This window comes from Sphingomonas sorbitolis, assembly GCF_036663875.1.
Classification (GTDB): Bacteria; Pseudomonadota; Alphaproteobacteria; order Sphingomonadales; family Sphingomonadaceae; genus Sphingomonas.
In genome coordinates this window covers 1,191,080-1,209,768 of sequence record NZ_JAXOJS010000001.1, presented here as the reverse complement: position 1 = coordinate 1,209,768, position 18,689 = coordinate 1,191,080, and the positions used below count along the sequence as shown (strand labels likewise).

Annotated in this window: 20 protein-coding genes; 8 read left to right on the top strand and 12 right to left on the bottom strand. The window is 63.4% G+C overall.

What is annotated here, in order from left to right; genetic code table 11:
* The first annotated feature begins 57 nt into the window (after window positions 1-57).
* Genes U1763_RS05145 through rplS form a run of 4 tightly spaced genes read left to right on the top strand, consistent with a single transcriptional unit; the run spans window position 58 to window position 1,830 of the window.
* Entirely contained in the window at window positions 58-342 is a 285-nt protein-coding gene (locus U1763_RS05145; RefSeq protein ID WP_060526851.1) for an AbrB/MazE/SpoVT family DNA-binding domain-containing protein, read from the top strand.
* Window positions 339-713, top strand: coding sequence for a type II toxin-antitoxin system VapC family toxin (locus tag U1763_RS05140; protein ID WP_332754360.1), 375 nt, complete (start codon window positions 339-341; stop codon window positions 711-713). Before U1763_RS05145 ends, U1763_RS05140 begins: the two co-directional genes overlap by 4 nt.
* The gene (trmD, locus tag U1763_RS05135) at window positions 710-1,441 is read left to right on the top strand and encodes a tRNA (guanosine(37)-N1)-methyltransferase TrmD (protein ID WP_332754359.1); all 732 of its coding nucleotides are present in this window, start codon (window positions 710-712) and stop codon (window positions 1,439-1,441) included. The genes U1763_RS05140 and trmD overlap by 4 nt, the downstream gene beginning before the upstream one ends.
* Window positions 1,438-1,830, top strand: a complete 393-nt coding sequence (rplS, locus tag U1763_RS05130) for a 50S ribosomal protein L19 (RefSeq protein ID WP_031395442.1) — start codon at window positions 1,438-1,440, stop codon at window positions 1,828-1,830. The genes trmD and rplS overlap by 4 nt, the downstream gene beginning before the upstream one ends.
* Before the next feature lie 997 nt (window positions 1,831-2,827).
* Here rplS and U1763_RS05125 read toward each other — a convergent pair.
* From U1763_RS05125 to U1763_RS05100, 6 genes are all read right to left on the bottom strand, one after another.
* Complete coding sequence (locus U1763_RS05125; protein ID WP_332754358.1) at window positions 2,828-3,367, bottom strand: pseudouridine synthase; 540 nt, start codon at window positions 3,365-3,367, stop codon at window positions 2,828-2,830.
* 327 nt (window positions 3,368-3,694) lie between these two features.
* Complete coding sequence (locus U1763_RS05120; RefSeq protein ID WP_332754357.1) at window positions 3,695-4,336, bottom strand: hypothetical protein; 642 nt, start codon at window positions 4,334-4,336, stop codon at window positions 3,695-3,697.
* Window positions 4,337-4,902: 566 nt separating this feature from the next.
* Entirely contained in the window at window positions 4,903-6,930 is a 2,028-nt protein-coding gene (rpoD, locus tag U1763_RS05115) for an RNA polymerase sigma factor RpoD (protein ID WP_332754356.1), read from the bottom strand.
* Window positions 6,930-8,792: a DNA primase gene (gene dnaG / locus U1763_RS05110; protein ID WP_332754355.1), complete on the bottom strand. Its 1,863-nt coding sequence runs from the start codon at window positions 8,790-8,792 to the stop codon at window positions 6,930-6,932. The genes rpoD and dnaG overlap by 1 nt, the downstream gene beginning before the upstream one ends.
* Window positions 8,783-9,268, bottom strand: coding sequence for an endonuclease domain-containing protein (locus U1763_RS05105; RefSeq protein WP_332754354.1), 486 nt, complete (start codon window positions 9,266-9,268; stop codon window positions 8,783-8,785). Before U1763_RS05105 ends, dnaG begins: the two co-directional genes overlap by 10 nt.
* A gap of 65 nt (window positions 9,269-9,333) precedes the next feature.
* Entirely contained in the window at window positions 9,334-9,801 is a 468-nt protein-coding gene (locus U1763_RS05100; protein WP_332754353.1) for a GatB/YqeY domain-containing protein, read from the bottom strand.
* 140 nt (window positions 9,802-9,941) lie between these two features.
* On the opposite strand from U1763_RS05100, the gene carA reads away from it, so the two are divergent.
* Window positions 9,942-11,243 (top strand): glutamine-hydrolyzing carbamoyl-phosphate synthase small subunit, encoded by a 1,302-nt coding sequence (gene carA, locus U1763_RS05095; protein WP_332754418.1) that lies wholly within the window; start codon window positions 9,942-9,944, stop codon window positions 11,241-11,243.
* A 103-nt stretch (window positions 11,244-11,346) separates the two neighbouring features.
* Here the strand turns inward: carA and U1763_RS05090 are convergent, their stop codons facing one another.
* Window positions 11,347-11,802: a PIN domain-containing protein gene (locus tag U1763_RS05090; RefSeq protein WP_332754352.1), complete on the bottom strand. Its 456-nt coding sequence runs from the start codon at window positions 11,800-11,802 to the stop codon at window positions 11,347-11,349.
* Entirely contained in the window at window positions 11,753-11,944 is a 192-nt protein-coding gene (locus U1763_RS05085) for a hypothetical protein (RefSeq protein ID WP_332754351.1), read from the bottom strand. Before U1763_RS05085 ends, U1763_RS05090 begins: the two co-directional genes overlap by 50 nt.
* A gap of 56 nt (window positions 11,945-12,000) precedes the next feature.
* Here U1763_RS05085 and carB point away from each other — a divergent pair, with 56 nt between their 5' ends.
* From carB to U1763_RS05070, 3 genes are all read left to right on the top strand, one after another.
* Window positions 12,001-15,348 carry a carbamoyl-phosphate synthase large subunit gene (gene carB / locus U1763_RS05080; protein WP_332754350.1) on the top strand — a complete coding sequence of 1,116 codons (3,348 nt, stop codon included), beginning with the start codon at window positions 12,001-12,003 and terminating at the stop codon, window positions 15,346-15,348.
* Between the two features lie 75 nt (window positions 15,349-15,423).
* Entirely contained in the window at window positions 15,424-15,900 is a 477-nt protein-coding gene (gene greA, locus U1763_RS05075) for a transcription elongation factor GreA (protein WP_056052861.1), read from the top strand.
* Between the two features lie 5 nt (window positions 15,901-15,905).
* On the top strand, window positions 15,906-16,556 hold the full coding sequence (locus tag U1763_RS05070) for a rhomboid family intramembrane serine protease (protein ID WP_332754349.1): 651 nt from the start codon (window positions 15,906-15,908) through the stop codon (window positions 16,554-16,556).
* A 620-nt stretch (window positions 16,557-17,176) separates the two neighbouring features.
* Here the strand turns inward: U1763_RS05070 and U1763_RS05065 are convergent.
* The 4 genes from U1763_RS05065 to U1763_RS05050 form a co-directional block, all read right to left on the bottom strand.
* The gene (locus tag U1763_RS05065; protein WP_056051043.1) at window positions 17,177-17,404 is read right to left on the bottom strand and encodes a DUF4170 domain-containing protein; all 228 of its coding nucleotides are present in this window, start codon (window positions 17,402-17,404) and stop codon (window positions 17,177-17,179) included.
* Between the two features lie 79 nt (window positions 17,405-17,483).
* Window positions 17,484-17,963: a hypothetical protein gene (locus U1763_RS05060; RefSeq protein ID WP_332754348.1), complete on the bottom strand. Its 480-nt coding sequence runs from the start codon at window positions 17,961-17,963 to the stop codon at window positions 17,484-17,486.
* A gap of 103 nt (window positions 17,964-18,066) precedes the next feature.
* A complete protein-coding gene (locus U1763_RS05055; protein ID WP_132740434.1) occupies window positions 18,067-18,339 on the bottom strand; it encodes a phosphatase in 273 nt (90 codons plus the stop codon).
* Window positions 18,336-18,686, bottom strand: coding sequence for a phage holin family protein (locus tag U1763_RS05050; RefSeq protein WP_332754347.1), 351 nt, complete (start codon window positions 18,684-18,686; stop codon window positions 18,336-18,338). The genes U1763_RS05055 and U1763_RS05050 overlap by 4 nt, the downstream gene beginning before the upstream one ends.
* Window positions 18,687-18,689 lie beyond the last annotated feature (3 nt).

Below are 18,689 nucleotides of genomic sequence, written 5' to 3'. Positions count from 1 at the left end.
GCGTAATTGTTCCTTGCACCGGTTTCGTATATACGTCGTGTGCATACGGAGGCGGCAATGGCCAAGGAATATCGCGCGAAGGTCTTCAAGTCGGGCAACTCGGTCGCGTTGCGCTTGCCCAAAGCGCTTGGGATTGCGGAGGGCGCGGAAATGACCGTGCGCGAGGATAGCGGCAAGTTCATCGTCGAACCCTATTCTCCGGTGCCCAAGAAGATCGACCTTACCGGCATCTACGGCTCGATCCCCGGGTTGAAGCTCATCGACCGCGAAGACCGGATCTTCGAGCCCTCGCCGCGCCCGTGGGATGATCCGTCCTGGCCGGGGCGGACCGACGAGCCGTGAAGTATCTGCTCGACACCAACATCTGCATCCTGTTGCTTGGTGGTAATGTCCCTGTGCTCCGACAGCGTGTCGAGCAGTGCGACGAGGGCGAGCTGGGCATGTCGGCGATCGTCTTTGCCGAACTGGCGGTCGGCTGCTGGCAAGGCAAACTGCCGCCGTTGCAGACGGTCGATGCGTTCAGCCGGTGGGTGCCGGTACTTCCGTTCGACGAAGCGTCGGCTCGGCTATATGCACGACTGCCCTTCAAACGCGGGAGCTTCGATCGGCTGATCGCAGCCCACGCGCTGTCGCTGGGTCTTACTTTGATCACCAACAACGAGCGCGACTTCGCCGACGTGCCCGGCCTTCGCATAGAGAATTGGACGCTGTGACTTTCGCTGCCACGATATTGACGCTGTATCCGGAGATGTTTCCGGGGCCGCTGGGGACGTCGCTTGCGGGCCGGGCGCTGGGGGAGGGGCGGTGGTCCTGTTCGCCGGTGCAGATCCGGGACTTTGCGACCGACAAGCACAAGTCGGTGGACGATACGCCTGCTGGGGGCGGGGCCGGGATGGTGCTCAGGGCCGACGTGGTGGCCTCGGCGATCGACAGCGTTGCCGATGGGCGGCCGGTGCTGGCGATGACGCCTCGGGGGAAGCCTCTCACCCAGGAGCGGGTTCGCGAACTCGCCAAAGGTCCTGGCGTCACCATTCTCTGTGGCCGGTTCGAGGGGTTCGACGAACGGCTGTTCGAGGCGCGGGAGATCGAGGAGGTCTCGATCGGCGACTACATCCTGTCGGGCGGCGAGATGGGCGCGCTGGTGCTGCTCGATGCTTGCATTCGGCTGCTGCCCGGCGTAATGGGCGCGGCTTCTAGTGGGGATGACGAGAGCTTCGAAACGGGGCTGCTCGAATATCCCCACTATACCCGACCTCAGGAATGGGAAGGGCGCACGATCCCGCAGGTGCTGCGATCGGGGGATCATGCGAAGATCGCTGCATGGCGCAAACGCCGCGCGGAGATCGATACACGGTCACGGCGACCGGACCTTTGGGAGCGCCATGAGGGCGTTCGGGTCCAGTCGCCCTCTGGCGCGCAGCGACACGAGGACGAGACATGAACCTGTTGCAGACGATCGAAGCCGAGAACATCGCGAAGTTCCTGGCCAACAAGACGATCCCCGATTTCCGCCCCGGCGATACGCTGAAGGTCGGCGTGAAGGTCGTCGAAGGCGAGCGCACGCGTATTCAGAACTACGAGGGCGTGTGCATCGCGCGCTCGAACAAGGGCATGGGCTCGAACTTCACCGTGCGGAAGATGAGCTTCGGCGAGGGCGTCGAGCGCGTCTTCCCGCTCTACTCGCCGAACGTCGATTCGATCGAAGTCGTCCGCAAGGGCGCCGTGCGTCGCGCCAAGCTGTATTACCTGCGGGGCCGCACCGGCAAGGCAGCGCGTATCGCCGAGCGTCGCGACATGCGCCCTGCCAAGGGCACCGCAGCCGCCGAGTAATCGGACTGCCGCCCGCCCTGGGCTAGAGTTGGAGAAGGGCGCGGGGGCGATGGTCCCCGCGCCCTTTTTCATTGTGCGCGGGGCGGGGGCTGGTTGGGGGGGCAAGGTGTTGGAAGTGTTGTCGTTTGTTGGTGTTTCGCGTTTATGCTGCGGTGCGGAAGTATAGGAAGTGTAGACGCTGGGAAGCTTTCTTGACGTGGGGGTGGCGTCGGGGTGTGGGAGCGGTGTCGCGGTTAAGGGGGTGGGCGCGCGCATCTGGTGATGGTGCGCTTCTCCGGGCGTGTAGGACAGTTGATTAGTTTGCCGGTCAGCGGTGGCGGTGGTGGCTGCACGCTTCGTCTGTCCATCGGGGCGTGGGAGGCGGTTATCCGGTCGGACAGGGACGCGCGGTTCTTCGCAGGCCGACTTGCGCTTCCTTGTTCTCCCGCGAAGGCGGGAGCCCAGTCTGGGTCTCCGCCTTCGCGGGGAAACACGACTTGTTGGCGGATTGGGATGGCTGCTCGTTTGAGGCGTGAGGGGCTTTGCCACGCTGAGCACGCTCGCGTGGACATGCCCCACCCCGACCCTCCCCTGAAGGGGAGGGAGTTTTCGTCGGGCTACCATGCAACCTTGGCGCGTCACGCAACGCACTCCCCGCGCGGGCGGGGAACGCTATCCTCGGGACTTATGATCACATTGCGCCACGGAGCGCAGCTCAACGACTGGATTCACGCGAAGGCACTAAGGCGCGAAGAGAAGACCGGGCAAGTGCGCTAAATAAGCTGCTTCTATTCGCGCCTTAGCGCCTTCGCGTGAACATGCCCTTCTCCGTCATCCTGACGAAAGTCAGGACCCAGGATCACGAACGCCGCGCTGCTTGGCTCTGGGTCCTGACTTTCGTCAGGATGACGGCGTGGGTGGGGAGGCGTTCCGCTTGTAATCACGAACGTTGCCGTCTGTAGAGCGTGCCTGTGGGGTGTACCACCTCAACCACCCGTCAGCCCGCCTCAAGCCCCCGTCAGGCGTCGCGCCACGTGCCGGGCTCCAGACCCGCCACGGTCCAGTCGCCGATGCTCCACCGGACCAGCCGCAGCGTGGGGTGGTCGATCGCGGCGGTCATGCGGCGGACTTGGCGGTTGCGGCCTTCGCGGATCGTGATCTTCAGCCAGCAATCGGGGATGCTCGCGCGGACCCGGATCGGCGGTACGCGCGGCCAGAGGTCGGGCGCGGCGATCCGCTCGACGTCGGCGCGGGCAGGGCCGTCCTTCAGCACGACGCCGCCCCGCAACCGATCGAGCGCGTCCTCGCCGGCATCGCCCTCGACCTGCACGAGATAGGTCTTGGCCAGCTTGAACCGCGGGTCCGCGATCCGCGCCTGGAGGTGACCGTCGTCGGTCAGCAGCAACAGTCCTTCGCTATCGCGGTCGAGCCGCCCCGCCGGATAGACGCCCGGCACATCGACGAACTGCGACAGCGTCGCGCGCGGGGTCGGACTGTTCACGTCGGTGAACTGGCTAAGCACGTCGTACGGTTTGTTGAGCAGGAGTACGCGGGGCATGGCGGGGCTTTAGAGCGATTGTCGACCGGGTTCGACCGTAATTCCTCCCCTACGAGGGGAGGTGGCAGCGCAGAGCGCTGACGGAGGGGTGACCCGCTCAAGATAGGGCGTCACCCCTCCGTCGCTCCGCGCCACCTCCCCTTACAGGGGAGGATAGGGGGGCGGTTTTCCGGATTGGTTTCGACCGCAATCATCGTTCTGAAAGACTGCATTGGTGGAGCCGAGGGGTATCGGTTAAAATCCCCGTAAGAACCGGAAAAAAGGATATTTATTTCGTCGTCGGGACCGTTGTATTAGCCCTTTGTACGAGCGCAGGCGAGGTGCCTTTCAACAACCAAGTGGCGCAACAGAGCGGTCGGTGGGAAGCGCTGCAAGCCTTTGAGCCAAGCCAATGGAACTTGACTCCAATTCCTCTCTTGTAAGCCTTGGTGCCCATAGCTGATATAATGCTACGATATTGTACCAGTAAGGCTGCGCAGTATCGTTCCCACGAAGTATCGAAATAATGTGATAGTTTGATTTTACGGTCGCACAGTACGACCTGCCGATTATGCGGAAACCTGTTTTTTCGTCAGCAACGCGAGAAATAAAGTAGGATGCGATTAGTTCTAGCTCATTGATCGATGAAAGATCAGTCTTTGCTATTAATAATGTTTCATTCATCTTACGGCGCAGATTTGTTGACACCGAAGATGCACTGAAATCACCGAACTCTCCATTAAAAGTAGGCAACTTCAATTCGACAATTTTATCATATTCGATATTCGCCAACCTGATGTATTCGGATAAATATCTCGTTGCAGCCTCGATAGCCTTTTCCTTGGCCAGTCGTTCATTTCGGACATTCGCGTCACGAGAAAACGCTACCAGCTGCGAACGGGCCAAAATGAGACCTATGACGAGAATTATTGTGGCAGTAAAAGACAAAACTTCAAGATACGGTCTGACGGATTTTATAAATTCAAGCATATCTTATTCCCCCTGCCATCTTGATAAGCGCCAGTTAACCTACAGAAAAGACTGGATGAACAGAATTTATCTTGCTGCGCGGCCTTATTTGAACGCATCCCGGCTATGGCCTAATTTCGGTAGAGATTTGCGAGAGGGCAATCTCCATCCCTGCATGACGTGTCACAGTCGCCATAGGATCGAGCTTGAAGAACCGAGCCATAGCCATCCTGCTCGCCATGCTCATTTGGTTTGGCACAGCTATCATCAGGCTTGAACAATACCATTACGCTTCCCTGCTTGGCTTCTGCGAACGCAAGGCCAAGCCGATACGGCTGGAGCAACAGTGTTGCCTCGATACGATAGAGATTAGGACCAGCCCGCTATATCATTTGGCCTACGGACTGTGGCTAATCTGACCTGTCCACAATCGCCAAACGAGGTTCAGGCGAATGCTGGCGGGGCGCTGTTGCTCTTTCGGCGTGAAGCTCAGTGCGGATGCCAGCCCACGTTGGACGCCGCTACAAATTAGAAAAGGCCGCGATGTTTCCACCGCGGCCCGTTCTTTCAATCAACAATCCCAACCCTTACTGGTCGAGGAAGCTCCGCATCTTCCGGCTACGCGACGGATGCTTCAACTTCCGCAGCGCCTTCGCCTCGATCTGGCGGATGCGCTCGCGCGTCACCGAGAATTGCTGGCCGACTTCCTCGAGCGTGTGATCGGTGTTCATGCCGATGCCGAAGCGCATGCGCAGCACGCGCTCCTCGCGCGGGGTGAGCGACGCCAACACGCGCGTGACCGTCTCCTTGAGGTTCGCCTGGATCGCGGCATCCACCGGGATGATCGCGTTCTTGTCCTCGATGAAGTCGCCGAGATGCGAATCCTCCTCGTCGCCGATCGGCGTTTCGAGGCTGATCGGCTCCTTGGCGATCTTCATCACCTTGCGCACCTTCTCCAGCGGCATGGAGAGGCGCTCGGCCATCTCCTCCGGGGTCGGCTCGCGGCCCTGCTCGTGGAGGAACTGGCGGCTGGTGCGGACCAGCTTGTTGATCGTCTCGATCATGTGGACCGGGATACGGATGGTCCGCGCCTGGTCGGCGATCGAGCGGGTGATCGCCTGGCGGATCCACCAGGTCGCATAGGTGCTGAACTTGTAGCCGCGGCGATACTCGAACTTGTCGACCGCCTTCATCAGGCCGATATTGCCCTCCTGGATGAGATCCAGGAACTGCAGGCCGCGGTTCGTGTATTTCTTGGCGATCGAGATCACCAGCCGCAGGTTCGCCTCGACCATCTCCTTCTTGGCGATACGCGCCTCGCGCTCGCCCTTCTGGACCATGTTGACGATCCGGCGGAACTCGGTGAGCGCCATGCCGGTCTGCTGCGTGATGTCGGCGATCTCCGCGCGGATGCGCTCGACCGCCTCGCCCTCGTTCGCGACGAACGCGGTCCACTTCTTGTCGACCTTGTTGACCGTCGTCAGCCAGTTCTCGTCGATCTCGTGCCCGATATAGCGATCGAGGAAGTCCTTGCGCGGCACCTTGTGGCGCTCGGCGAGGCGCAGCATCTGGCCGCCCAGCGCGGTCAGGCGACGGTTATAGGCATATAGCTGATCGACCAGATATTCGATCTTGGCGTTGTGGAACTGGACGCTCTCGACTTCCGCCGTGAGTTCCTCGCGCAGCTTCTGGTATTTCCGCTCGTCGGCCGCGGAGAAATCGCCGCCGATGCCCATCGCGTCGACGCGCGACTGCTGGATCTTGCTGAACTTCTTGTAGAGCGCGGTGATGCTGGCGAACCGCTCGAGCGCGATCGGCTTGAGCTGTTCTTCCATCTGCGCGAGGCTGAGGGTGTTGTCCTCCTCCTCGTCGTCCGATGCGCGCGGAGCCCGGCGCTCGCCGTCCTCGTCCTCGTCGGCGGACGGCTCTTCGGGCTCGGCCTCTTCCTTGAACGAGGGGCCGGCGTTCTTCTCGCTGATCTCGCCGTCGTCGGCTTCTCCGTCCTCGGCCATAGCTTCGGGAGCGGGGTCCTTCGACAGCATCGCGTCGAGATCCATGATCTCGCGCAGCTGCATCGTGCCCTCGTTCAGCGCGGTGGACCAATCGATGATCGCGTTGAAGGTGATCGGCGATTCGCACAGGCCGAGGATCATCGTGTCGCGACCCGCCTCGATCCGCTTGGCGATCGCGATCTCGCCCTCGCGGCTGAGCAGCTCGACCGCGCCCATCTCGCGCAGGTACATGCGGACCGGATCGTCGGTGCGATCGATCGTCTCTTTCTTCTTCTCGATCGCGGGGCCTGTGTCGGCATCCGCGTCGGCGGCCTCCGGCTCGTCCTCGTCGTCCTTGGCGGGCTCGGTCTCGCCGTCCTCGCCGGCTTCGTCGTTCTCGACGATGTTGATGCCCATCTCGCTCAGCGCGGCGCTGATGTCCTCGATCTGGTCGGACGACATCTCGCCCTGCGGCAGCGCTTCGTTGAGCTGCTCATAGGTGATGTAGCCGCGCTTCTTGGCGCGCGCGATGACCTTCTTGATCGACGCATCGTTCATGTCGATCAGCGGCGCATCGCCGGTTTCGTTCGTATCGGCGGGTTCCGCCATGTTCGCCTTAGCCATCAATCGCCCTCGGTACCCAACGCTCGGGCGTCTTCGTTCGACTGTACAAGATTTGCAAGTCGGACTTCCAACGCCTGTTTCTCTCTTACCATAGCCACTTGTCGTTCGAACGCATCTTCGGTGAAGTGCGTCTGCATCGCCGCGGTCGCCTGCTTGAGTGCCGCGTCTACCTCAGGGCGGGCGACCATGATCGCGATCGCCTCGTCGAGGTCGGCACGGACGCGGGCTGGATCGGCCGTGGTCTGCGTGAACGAATAGGGCATCGTATCGGCTCTCAACAGGTCACTCGCGACTGAATTGAAACCGGACCTCGCCAATATGGTGAGCAAGCGCCCGCTATCAAGCTTCTGGTCCTCAAGTGCAACATCTACGACCGCTTCGAACAATCGCCCGAGCGCGCCGTCGATCATTTGCAGCGAGCCGAGCACCTCCATGTGGCGCGCGATCTCGACCGGGTGGCGGATCAGGCCGGCGAGGACTGCCTTCGCCAAGACGCGGTCGATGCCGGTGGCGAGGAAGGCCTTCGCGTCTTCGGTGACGGGGGCGGCGGGGGGCTTCCAGCCGCCTTTCGGTTTCTCGCCGCGGGGCACGAAGGGGGCGCGGACGGGTTTGAAATGCTCGTAGAAGCGGTTCTTGAACTCGGCGTGATATTGCTGCTTCACCGACGGGTCGGCGATGCCCTCCGCGAGTTCGTGGAGGCGGCGCTTGAGGCCGGCGCGCTGTTCGGGGGTGTCGAGCGCCTCGGCGGCGACTTCGGACGCCCAGAGCCGGTCGACGAGCTGTTCGGGGGATTTGAGGAGCGTTTCGAATGCACCGGGGCCGCCGGCGCGGACGAGGTCGTCGGGGTCCTGGCCTTGCGGGAGCGTCACGAACGCGAGGCTGCGGCCGGGGGCGAGTAGCGGGAGCGCGCGGTGGGCGGCCCTGAGCGATGCCTTCTGGCCGGCGCCGTCGCCGTCGAAGCAGAGCAGGGGCACGTCGACCATCCGCCACAGTCGTTCGAGCTGCGCTTCGGTGAGCGCTGTGCCGAGTGGCGCGACCGCTTCGCCGAACCCGGCCTGGGCGAGTGCGATGACGTCCATATAGCCCTCGACCACGAGCACGCGGCCCGACTTGCGCGAGGCGGGGGCGGCCTTGTCGAGATTATAGAGCGTGCGGCCCTTGTCGAAGAGCGGCGTGTCCGGGGAGTTGAGGTACTTCGGCTCGCCACCGTCGAGCACGCGTCCGCCGAATGCCATGGTCCGCCCGCGGGGGTCGCGGATCGGGATCATCAGGCGGCCGCGGAACCGGTCGTAGGGGTCCTTGCCCTCTACCGATATCAGCATGCCGGACTCGACCAGCATCGCGTCGCCGTAGTCCTTCAGCGCGGTCTTGAGCTTGCCGCGGCTGTCGGGGGCGAACCCCATCCCGAACGCGCGCGCCGTCTCGGGCCTGATGCCGCGGCGGTCGAGGAGCGCGCGCGCTTCGGTGCCGGGGAGGCCGTTGAGTTGCTCGGTGAACCAGTCGGCGGCGTCGGACATGACCTCGTGCAGGCCCTTGGCGCGTTCGGCCTTGGCGGCGGACTGGCGGTCCATCGCGGGCATGTCCATCCCGGCGGCCTGAGCGAGTTCCTTCACCGCGTCCATGAAGGGGAGGCCGCGCTGGTCGGTCATCCACTTGATCGCGTCGCCGTGTGCGGAGCAGCCGAAGCAGTGGTAGAAGCCCTTGTCGTCGTTGACGTAGAAGCTTGGGGTCTTCTCGTTGTGGAACGGGCAGCAGCCCTTGTGCTCGCGGCCGGCCTTGGTGAGCTTGGTGGTCTTGCCGACGAGCGCCGAGAGCGAGGTGCGGGCGCGGAGTTCGTCGAGGAATTGTGGGGTTAGCGCCATGGGGTGACTTTGGTGGGGTGGGTGTTTGCGGCACTGCCCTCTCCCGACCCCTCCCGCAGGCGGGAGGGGAGCAGAAGGGGGGCGGCGTTTGCAGCGAGCGCAACCGAGTCCCCCTTCCGCTTGCGGGAGGGGTTAGGGGAGGGGCGTTCCGCAAGCACGCGCCCGATCTCGGCCACCACGCCTTCCATCCGCTCCAACACGTCGTTGTTCCAGAACCGGATCACACGGTAGCCTTGTTGTTCGATGAGGCGCGTTCGCCGGGCGTCATCGTCGGAGTGCCAGTCATGCTGTCCGCCATCGACTTCGACGACGAGTTTCGTAGCGCGGGACACGAAGTCGCAGATGAACGGACCGATCGGGACCTGACGGTTGAACCTCACGCCGGACGTTCGGCGCGCGGCGAGATGTTGCCATAGCGCGCTTTCGGCACGCGTGGGGTTGGTGCGGAGTGCTCGGATGCGGGTGCGTTGTTCCAATGCTCCGTCTCCTTTGTGGCGCTGCCCTCCCCCGACCCCTCCCGCGAGCGGGAGGGGAGCAGAATTTACGATAGCGCTGCCTTTACCAGGCCGCTCGCCTTGCTCATGTCCAGTTCGCTTGCGTGGCGTGCCTTCAGTTCGGCCATCACGCGGCCCATGTCCTTCATGCCGGTCGCGCCGAGTTCCGTCTTGATCGCCTCGATCGCCGCCGATGTTTCCGCCTCGCTCATCTGCTGGGGCAGGAAGCGTTCGATCACCGCGACCTCCGCCGTCTCCGCATCGGCGAGTTCCTGGCGGCCACCCTTCGAGAACATCTCGATCGACTCGCGGCGCTGCTTGACCATCTTCTGCAGCACTTCGACCACCAGCGCGTCGTCGCTTTCGGGCGCCTTGCCATCTCTGGACTGAGGGGCACGCGCCTCGATGTCGCGGTTCTTGATCGCGGCCTGGATCAACGAGATAGCGTTGCGGCTCTGCTTGTCGCCGGCCTTCATGGCGGTCAGCTGCGCAGCCTTGATGTCGTCGCGAATCATGTACTGGTCTTTCAGGCGGTTCGGGATAGCCCGACGGGATAGCGCGTCCGCCGTCCGTTTAACAGATTGACGCTGCGGCACGCCGGCCTTAGCGGACACCACTTAGCGACATCGTCAACGTAAAGAGAGTGCCCAGCCTGATGGCCGACACCAATCCAATAGCCATGCCTGCTGGAGCTACTGGCGTCCTCGTCCTCGCCAATGGCGACGTGATCTGGGGTCGCGGGTTCGGCGCAGAGGGCAGTGCGGTCGGCGAAGTGTGCTTCCACACCGCGATGACCGGCTATCAGGAGGTGCTGACCGACCCGTCGTTCGCCGGGCAGATGATCTGCTTCACCTTCCCGCACATCGGCAACGTCGGCGCGAACCCCGACGACGTCGAGGCAGACGACCCGCACGCGCTCGGCATCATCGTCCGCGAGGACGTGACGCAGCCGTCTAGTTTTCGTGCGGTCGAGGGGCTGGATGGCTGGATGAAACGGCATGCGCGGATCGGCCTGTCGGGGGTCGACACGCGTGCGCTGACGCGGCGGATCCGGGTTGCGGGCGCGCCTAATGGGGTGATTGCGCATTCGGCGAGTGGCGAGTTCGACGTGGCGGCGTTGCTGGCAATGGCGCGGGCGTGGCCGGGGCTGGAGGGGATGGACCTCGCCAAGGACGTGTCGACCGAGATGCATTATGGCTGGGGTGAGGAAGCTCCGGGCGGGACGTGGAAGCTGGGCTTCGGCTACGGGGACAGCTCGCACGCAGGAGAGGGCGCTTCTGCTCCCCTCCCGCTTGCGGGAGGGGTCGGGGGAGGGGCTGGCCAATCAGCCACAACCCCGCCTGAGGCCATGCCCTCCCCCAACCCCTCCCGCTCCGCGGAAGGGGAGCAGAAGGCGCGCCCCCACGTCGTCGCGATCGATTACGGCTCGAAGCGCAACATCTTCCGCAACCTCGTCGAGGCCGGCGCGAAGGTGTCCGTCGTCCCCGCCACCGCCAGCTTCGAGCAGGTGATGGCCCTAAACCCCGACGGCATCTTCCTGTCGAACGGCCCCGGCGATCCCGCCGCGACCGCCGACTACGCGGTGCCGGTGATCCGCCAGCTGCTCGAGACGGGCAAGCCGCTGTTCGGCATCTGCCTCGGTCACCAGTTGCTCGGCCTCGCGGTCGGCGCGACCACGACCAAGATGTTCCAAGGCCACCGCGGCGCCAACCACCCGGTCAAGCGCCTCTCCGACGGCGCGGTCGAGATCACCAGCATGAACCACGGCTTCGCAGTCGAGCGCGACAGCCTGCCGGCGAACGTCCGCGAGACGCATGTATCGCTGTTCGACGGATCGAATGCGGGGCTGGAACTGACCGACCGGAACGCATTCAGCGTGCAGTATCACCCGGAAGCGAGCCCAGGCCCGCAGGATAGCCTGTATCTGTTCGAGAAGTTCGTCGGGTCGCTGCGGTGATTGGGACCTCGTCTGTCCCGACGTATACGCCGGGGATCACCCCTGCCACGAATCGATCAGCGCGAGCCCCAGCCCGTCGGAATGTCTCCAACCGGGGACAGGTTCAGCTTCTCCAGGGATCTATCGTGACGACAGCGATGTCCTCGAAATCGCGAACGTTGCGTGTTGCCAGCGCCACGCCGAGCGCCATCGCTTGTGCCGCGATCAACGTATCGAACTGCCTCGATCCGACGCGCTGTCCGGATATCAAGACTCGCGATCCGAATTCACCCCATTTCGTCGCGTGCGCGAGATCGAAGGGAACGATGCGCCCGTCATGGCGCGCGATCAATCGATCAAGCCATGGCAGGAGCAGGGCGCGTTTACGTGCGCTTGGCGTTGTCCGTATGCCGATCGTCAATTCGGCCAAGACGATCGTCGACAGCAACGTTTCGTTGCGGTGTGCAAACAGCCAATTTACCACGCTGTCGTCGGGCGTCGTCTTGGTCAGTTCGCTGAAGACGTTCGTATCAACTAAAATCATCGAACTGGAACGGCACTGCGCGATCGCCCAATCCACGAAACTGCAAGTTGATCTCCGCACCTGGGCGCGTCATTTCAATCAATTCGTGAACCCAATCGTCGCCCCAGTTTCGCGGTGGAACCACGTCGATCACCGCGGTGTCACTCTGACCGATCTTGTTCAGTTCCGGGCGGTTCATTGGCGCCTGTCTCCTTGCGAGACTTTCCTTACCACATCGAAAGCCGGCTGAGAACAATGCCAAAACGCACCGACATCTCCTCGATCCTCGTCATCGGCGCAGGACCCATCGTCATCGGCCAGGCGTGCGAGTTCGATTATTCGGGCACGCAGGCGATCAAGGCGTTGAAGGAGGAGGGCTATCGTATCGTCCTCGTCAATTCGAACCCCGCCACGATCATGACCGATCCCGAGCTGGCCGACGCGACCTATGTCGAGCCGATCACGCCCGCGATCGTCGCCAAGATCATCGAGAAGGAGATCGCCGCGCATGGTGGTTCTTGGGCGATCCTGCCGACGATGGGCGGGCAGACCGCGCTGAATACGGCGCTGGCGCTGTTCCATGACGGTACGCTGGAGAAGTTCGGCGTGACGATGATCGGGGCGGATGCCGATGCGATCGACATGGCGGAGGACCGGCTGAAGTTCCGCGACGCGATGGACCGGATCGGGCTGGAAAGCGCACGCTCGGCGATTGCCCATACTGTCGAGGAAGCGCTCGAAGGCCTTGAGAAGACAGGGCTTCCGTCGATCATTCGGCCGAGCTTCACGATGGGCGGCTCGGGTGGCGGCATCGCGTACAACCGCGAGGAATTCATCGCGATCGTCCGCAACGGGCTCGATCTTTCGCCGACCACCGAGGTGCTGATCGAGGAATCGCTGCTCGGCTGGAAAGAATACGAGATGGAGGTGGTGCGCGATCGCAACGACAACGCGATCATCATCTGCTCGATCGAGAACGTCGATCCGATGGGCGTCCACACCGGCGACTCGATCACGGTCGCGCCGGCGCTGACGCTGACCGACAAGGAATACCAGATCATGCGCAACGCATCGATCGCGGTGTTGCGCGAAATCGGTGTCGAAACAGGTGGTTCGAACGTCCAGTTCGCAGTCAATCCGAAGGACGGCCGACTGGTCGTCATCGAGATGAACCCGCGGGTTTCGCGCTCGTCCGCGCTGGCGTCGAAGGCGACCGGCTTCCCGATCGCGAAGGTCGCGGCGAAGCTGGCGGTCGGCTATACGCTCGACGAGATCGAGAACGACATTACCGGCGCCACGCCTGCCGCGTTCGAGCCGACGATCGATTACGTCGTGACGAAGATTCCGCGGTTTGCGTTCGAGAAGTTCAAGGGTGCGTCGAACACGCTCGGCACCGCGATGAAGTCTGTCGGCGAGGTGATGGCGATCGGTCGCAACATCCACGAATCGATGCAGAAGGCGTTGCGCGGGCTCGAGACGGGCCTGTCGGGGTTCAACCAGGTCGATCATCTGGTCGGTGCGCCGCGCGCGGAAATCGAGGCGGCGCTGGCCGTCGCGACGCCGGACCGGTTGCTGGTGGCGGCGCAGGCTTTGCGCGAGGGCTTCACGGTCGCCGAGGTGCATGCGATCGCCAAGTACGATCCGTGGTTCCTGGAGCGGATCGCCGAGATCATCGCGGCCGAGGCCGAGGTGATGAAGGACGGCCTGCCGATAGACGCGCCCGGCATGCGCCGCCTTAAGAGCATGGGGTTCAGCGACAAGCGGCTCGCGTGGCTGGCGCTGCAATCCGCCAATCTGCGCGGCATGAACCGCGGGATCGCGCGCGGCTCGGGGCTGATCCACGAGGTCGTCAAGGCGATGACCGGCGGCGTGACCGAGGAGGAGGTGCGCCAGCATCGCCTGAAGCTGGGCGTGCGGCCGGTGTTCAAGCGGATCGATACGTGCGCGGCCGAATTCGATGCGAAGACGCCGTATATGTACTCGACCTACGAGGCGCCGAGCTTCGGTGAGCCCGAGAACGAGTCCGAGCCGACCGATCGCAAGAAGATCGTCATTCTCGGCGGCGGGCCGAACCGAATCGGGCAGGGGATCGAGTTCGATTATTGCTGCTGCCATGCGTGCTTTGCGCTGGCCGATGCGGGCTATGAGACGATCATGGTCAACTGCAACCCGGAGACGGTGTCGACCGATTACGACACTAGCGACCGGCTGTATTTCGAGCCGCTGACCGCCGAGGACGTGCTGGAGGTCCTGCATGTCGAGCAGCAGAACGGCACGCTGGTGGGCGTGATCGTGCAGTTCGGTGGGCAGACTCCGCTGAACCTCGCGCGTGCGCTTGAGGCGGCGGGCATTCCGATCCTCGGGACGACGCCGGACGCGATCGATCTGGCGGAGGACCGCGAGCGGTTCGCGGCGCTGATCACCAAGCTCGGGCTGTTGCAGCCGGCCAATGGCCTGGCGCGAAGCCGGGACGAGGCGGTCGCGGCGGCGGAGCGGATCGGCTATCCGGTGCTGATGCGGCCGTCTTATGTGCTCGGTGGCCGGGCGATGGAGATCGTCGACACGATCGGGCAGCTCGAGCACTACATCGCGACCGCGGTGCAGGTGTCGGGCGACTCGCCGGTGCTGATCGACCAGTATCTGCGCGATGCGATCGAGGTCGATGTCGACGCGATTTGCGACGGCACCGATGTCGTCGTCGCGGGTGTGTTGCAGCATATCGAGGAGGCGGGCGTCCATTCTGGCGACTCTGCGTGCTCGATCCCGCCATATTCGCTGTCGGCGGAGATCATTGCCGAGATCGAGCGGCAGACGGTGGCGCTCGCGCATGCCTTGTCGGTCGTCGGCCTGATGAACATCCAGTTCGCGGTGAAGGATGGCCTGGTTTACCTCATCGAGGTCAACCCGCGTGCGTCGCGGACCGTGCCGTTCGTCGCCAAGGCGATCGGCGCGCCGATCGCCAAGATCGCGGCACGCGTCATGGCGGGCGAGAAGCTGGTCAATTTGCCGACGATCGACCGGCATATCGACTATTATGCGGTGAAGGAGGCGGTGTTCCCCTTCAACAAGTTCCCCGGCGTCGATCCGGTGTTGTCACCGGAAATGAAGTCGACCGGCGAAGTCATGGGAATCGATCCCGATTTCACGATCGCATTCGCCAAGGCACAGCTTGGCGCGGGGACGATCCTGCCGACCAAGGGCAATGTCTTCGTCAGTGTGAAGGACGGCGACAAGGCGATGATCGTCGAGGCGGTGAAGGCGCTGGTCGACACCGGCTTCTCGATCGTCGCGACCGGCGGGACCGCGGATCATCTGGCGCGCGCCGGCTTGCCGGTCGAGAAGGTCAACAAGGTGGCGCAGGGCCGACCGCATATCGTCGACCGGATCAAGGACGGCGATATCGCGCTGATCTTCAACACCACCGAGGGGTGGCAGAGCCTGAAGGACTCGCAGCCGATCCGCGCGTCGGCGCTGGGACAACGCATTCCGTACTTCACGACTGCGCCCGCTTCGCTCGAAGCGGCGAAGGCGATCGCCAAGCTTTCGACGCACAGCCTTGAAGTACGGCCGCTGCAATCCTATTATTCGCAGTCGCACGACTGATCCCGACATGAGAATGATGTGTGGGCGGGGCTGGTACAGGGCCTCGCGCGGGGAAATGGATTTGGGGACGAGATGATGGCGACCGTCGAAAAGATGCCGATGCTGCAGGAAGGCTATGAGACGCTGAGCGCGGATCTGAAGCGCCTGAAGGCCGAACGTCCGACGATCGTCGACGCGATCGAAGAGGCGCGTGCGCACGGCGACCTGAGCGAGAACGCGGAATATCATGCCGCGAAGGAGCGTCAGGGCCAGGTCGAGGCATCGATCTCGGACATCGAGGACAAGCTGAGCCGCGCGCAGATCATCGACCCGAAGGACCTGTCGGGCGACAAGGTGGTGTTCGGCGCGACGGTGACGTTGCTCGACGAGAACGACAAGCCGGTGAAGTATCAGATCGTCGGCCAGACCGAGGCTAACGCGAAGACCGGACGGATCTCGTACAATTCGCCGCTGGGGCGCGGGCTGATCGGGCGGAAGCTCGACGAAGAGGTCGAGGTCACGGTGCCGGCCGGCGAGCGGTATTACGTCGTCTCCAAGATCGAGTTCATCTGAGCTTTATGCAGTTTTTCGAGACGCGGGCGACGGCGATCATTACGATCGTGACGGTCATCGTCTCGGGATTTCTGGTGCTGAGCGGGTCGCTTGGGTACTGGGCGGTGAACGCCGGGTTCATTCCGCTGCGGATGACCGATCTCGGTATTCCGAGCGAGCATATGTTCGTGGTGCCTGCCTGGGCGACGCCGCTGACCGCGACGTTGATCCATGGCGGGTGGGCGCACATCGCGCTGAACCTCGTGATGCTCGTGTATTGCGGGCAATTCGTCGAGAAGGCACTGGGGATGGTCGGGTTGGTCGTGCTGTACGTGCTGGGCGCGTATGCGGCGGCGGCGGGGCATTGGGCGTTCGGGCCTGACTCCACTGCGCCGATGATTGGTGCTTCAGGCGCGATTTCGGCGGTCGTTGGGGCTTATGCGCTTTTGTATGGCGAGCGGCGGGCGCAGGCGATCGGGCCGGTGCCAGCTGGGGTCGTGCATGTGGTGTGGCTGGCTGCGGCGTGGATCGGGATCCAATTGCTGATGGGGCTGGCCGGGTTTGGGGCATCCGTCGGGGCTAGCGGGCCTATTGCTATTGGCGCACATATCGGTGGGTTCTTGGCGGGGCTGGTGCTGGCTCGGCCGTTGTTGCTCTGGCACTACCGCGCGGCTTGAGCGCCCTGTCCCTGACAAGCGCTCGCCGCCCCACGCTAGTCTACACCCACACCCTCACACCCACACCGTTCGTCCTGAGTAGCTGCTGAGCTTGTCGAAGCGGCGTATCGAAGGATGGGTTGGCGCTCGGGACCTGTGCTTCGATACGAGCCCTCGATACGGCTCTTCGAGCCTACTCGGTCTCTACTCAGCATGAACGGGTGGGGGAAGGTCGCGCTTGTGCGCCTTCGTCGGCTGTGCCGGCGTATCTCTACCCTCTTCGGGCGGGGGCAGCGCTTGAACGGAATGCGTCCGTCAACAAGGCAGCGCGACGAGTGCCGGTAGCACTGCTCAGCGTGCCCTCACCCATCGCCGCATTCGGCGTTTCTCCCTCTCCCGTCGGGAGAGAGAAGGGGCACGCGGCTGCTTGGCCTTGGGAAGGGTGAGGGCAAGTTGTTTTGCGCTATGCCAGTTTCGCTAGGTCATGAGCACAAGCTTACGTTGGCGAAGGCAGATGTGCCGTCGCTCAACACCGTCATCCCCGCGCGGGCGGGGATCCATAGCCTATGCCGTTACGATCAGTTCGCGACGTTAGCCAATATGGGTTCCCGCCTCCGCGGCAATGACGGCCCAGAGGCAGTTCAGGCTACAGTCGCACCCAAGTTCGGCTCGAGCATGCGGTGCAGATGTACCACCACGAACTTCATCTCCGCATCGTCCACGGTCCGCTGCGCTGCAGCACGCCAGGCCTTCTCGGCACTTGCATAATCGGGGAAGACGCCGACAAATTCGATCTTGCTCAGATCGTTGAAATCCAGGGTGCGCGGGTCGCTGACGCGGCCGCCGAATACGAGGTGGAGCTTGCTCATGCGCTGCTTGTCCTTGGGAGGGAGGTTGCAGATGCCCTAGCGTGTTCGACCCGCGCTTTGAACCCTTAGCGGTCTCTATTTAGACCGCTGGCTTTTGCGAAACGGCCTTCGCACCTGCGGTACCAGCCGTGGTCAGCGCCTTGACGACGCCTTCGAGCAGACCCTTGGCCTGACCGCGCGCATTGTCCTTGGTGAGTCCCAGTTCGCCGAGTTCAGACTGACCGGCAGCCTTGGCGGCGGCGGTGGCGGCGACGACGGTCTCGCTGAGACGCTTGCCGACCGGCGCGAGCAGTTCCTTCTCGCGCGCCGAACGCGGGATCAGGGCACCGGCGAGCGCACCGACGGCGAGACCGCCGACGAGGATGCCGAGCGGGTTGGATTCAAGGTTGTTGACGACACGCTTCGTCTTTTCGCGCGAGACTTCGAGAACCTCGGAGGCCTTGTCGCCCGCGTCGTGATAGACCTTCGATGCGGTCTCGCGGACGGTGTCGAGGCCTTCGCGCAGGCGGCTTTCGGTCTCGTGGGCGGTTTCGTTTGCGGTGGTCTTTGCGTCGGTCATGGAAATGTCCTTCTGATGGCAAGCTGCTCGCCGTTCAATGCAATGGGGGTTCAACGCGAGCCGGGACTTCAAGGTTTCAATGCGGTGACCGCAGTCAATGCAGTCAGCGCCCGCGGCGGAAGAGTCCGACGATCCGGTGCCGCGCGAGGAACAGCCCGGCGACCGCGGCGAAACCTGCGGTCGGCCCCGGATTGCGCTTCACCGTCTCGACGCTCGCGGTCAGGGCGGCGGTGCCGGCATCGGCGACGTCGCGACTGGCGTTGAGCGCGAGCTTCCGCGGGTTGAGCCGGTCCTGCAACTGCCCAACCGTCATCATGACGCGCTGGCGGGCGAGGGCGGCTTCGATCTCTGCGGCGGCGACTTTGGCGGATGTCATGATACGGGCTCGCTTTTGGTCTGAAGCTTCGACTTGCCGATCATCGCCAGGATGCCGGCCAGCGCCAGCACCGCAACGACGACGATTACGGTCGACCATCCAGGCCCTACCAGCGTTGCCAGCGTCAAGATCGCACCGACCAGCAGTGCGATCAGCGCGGCCAGCGCCAGCACGCCGGCAACTGCGAAGAACATCGCCGCCGACTTGTACGCGCTGGCCGTCTCGCCGAACTTCGCCTTGTAAACAGCGACTTCCGCGGTCGCGAGACTCTTCGTCTGGGTCGCCAGCCGGCCGACGATCGACGAAAGGCTTTCGTCTTCGCCGGTCAGCATCACGGGATCGGACAAGGC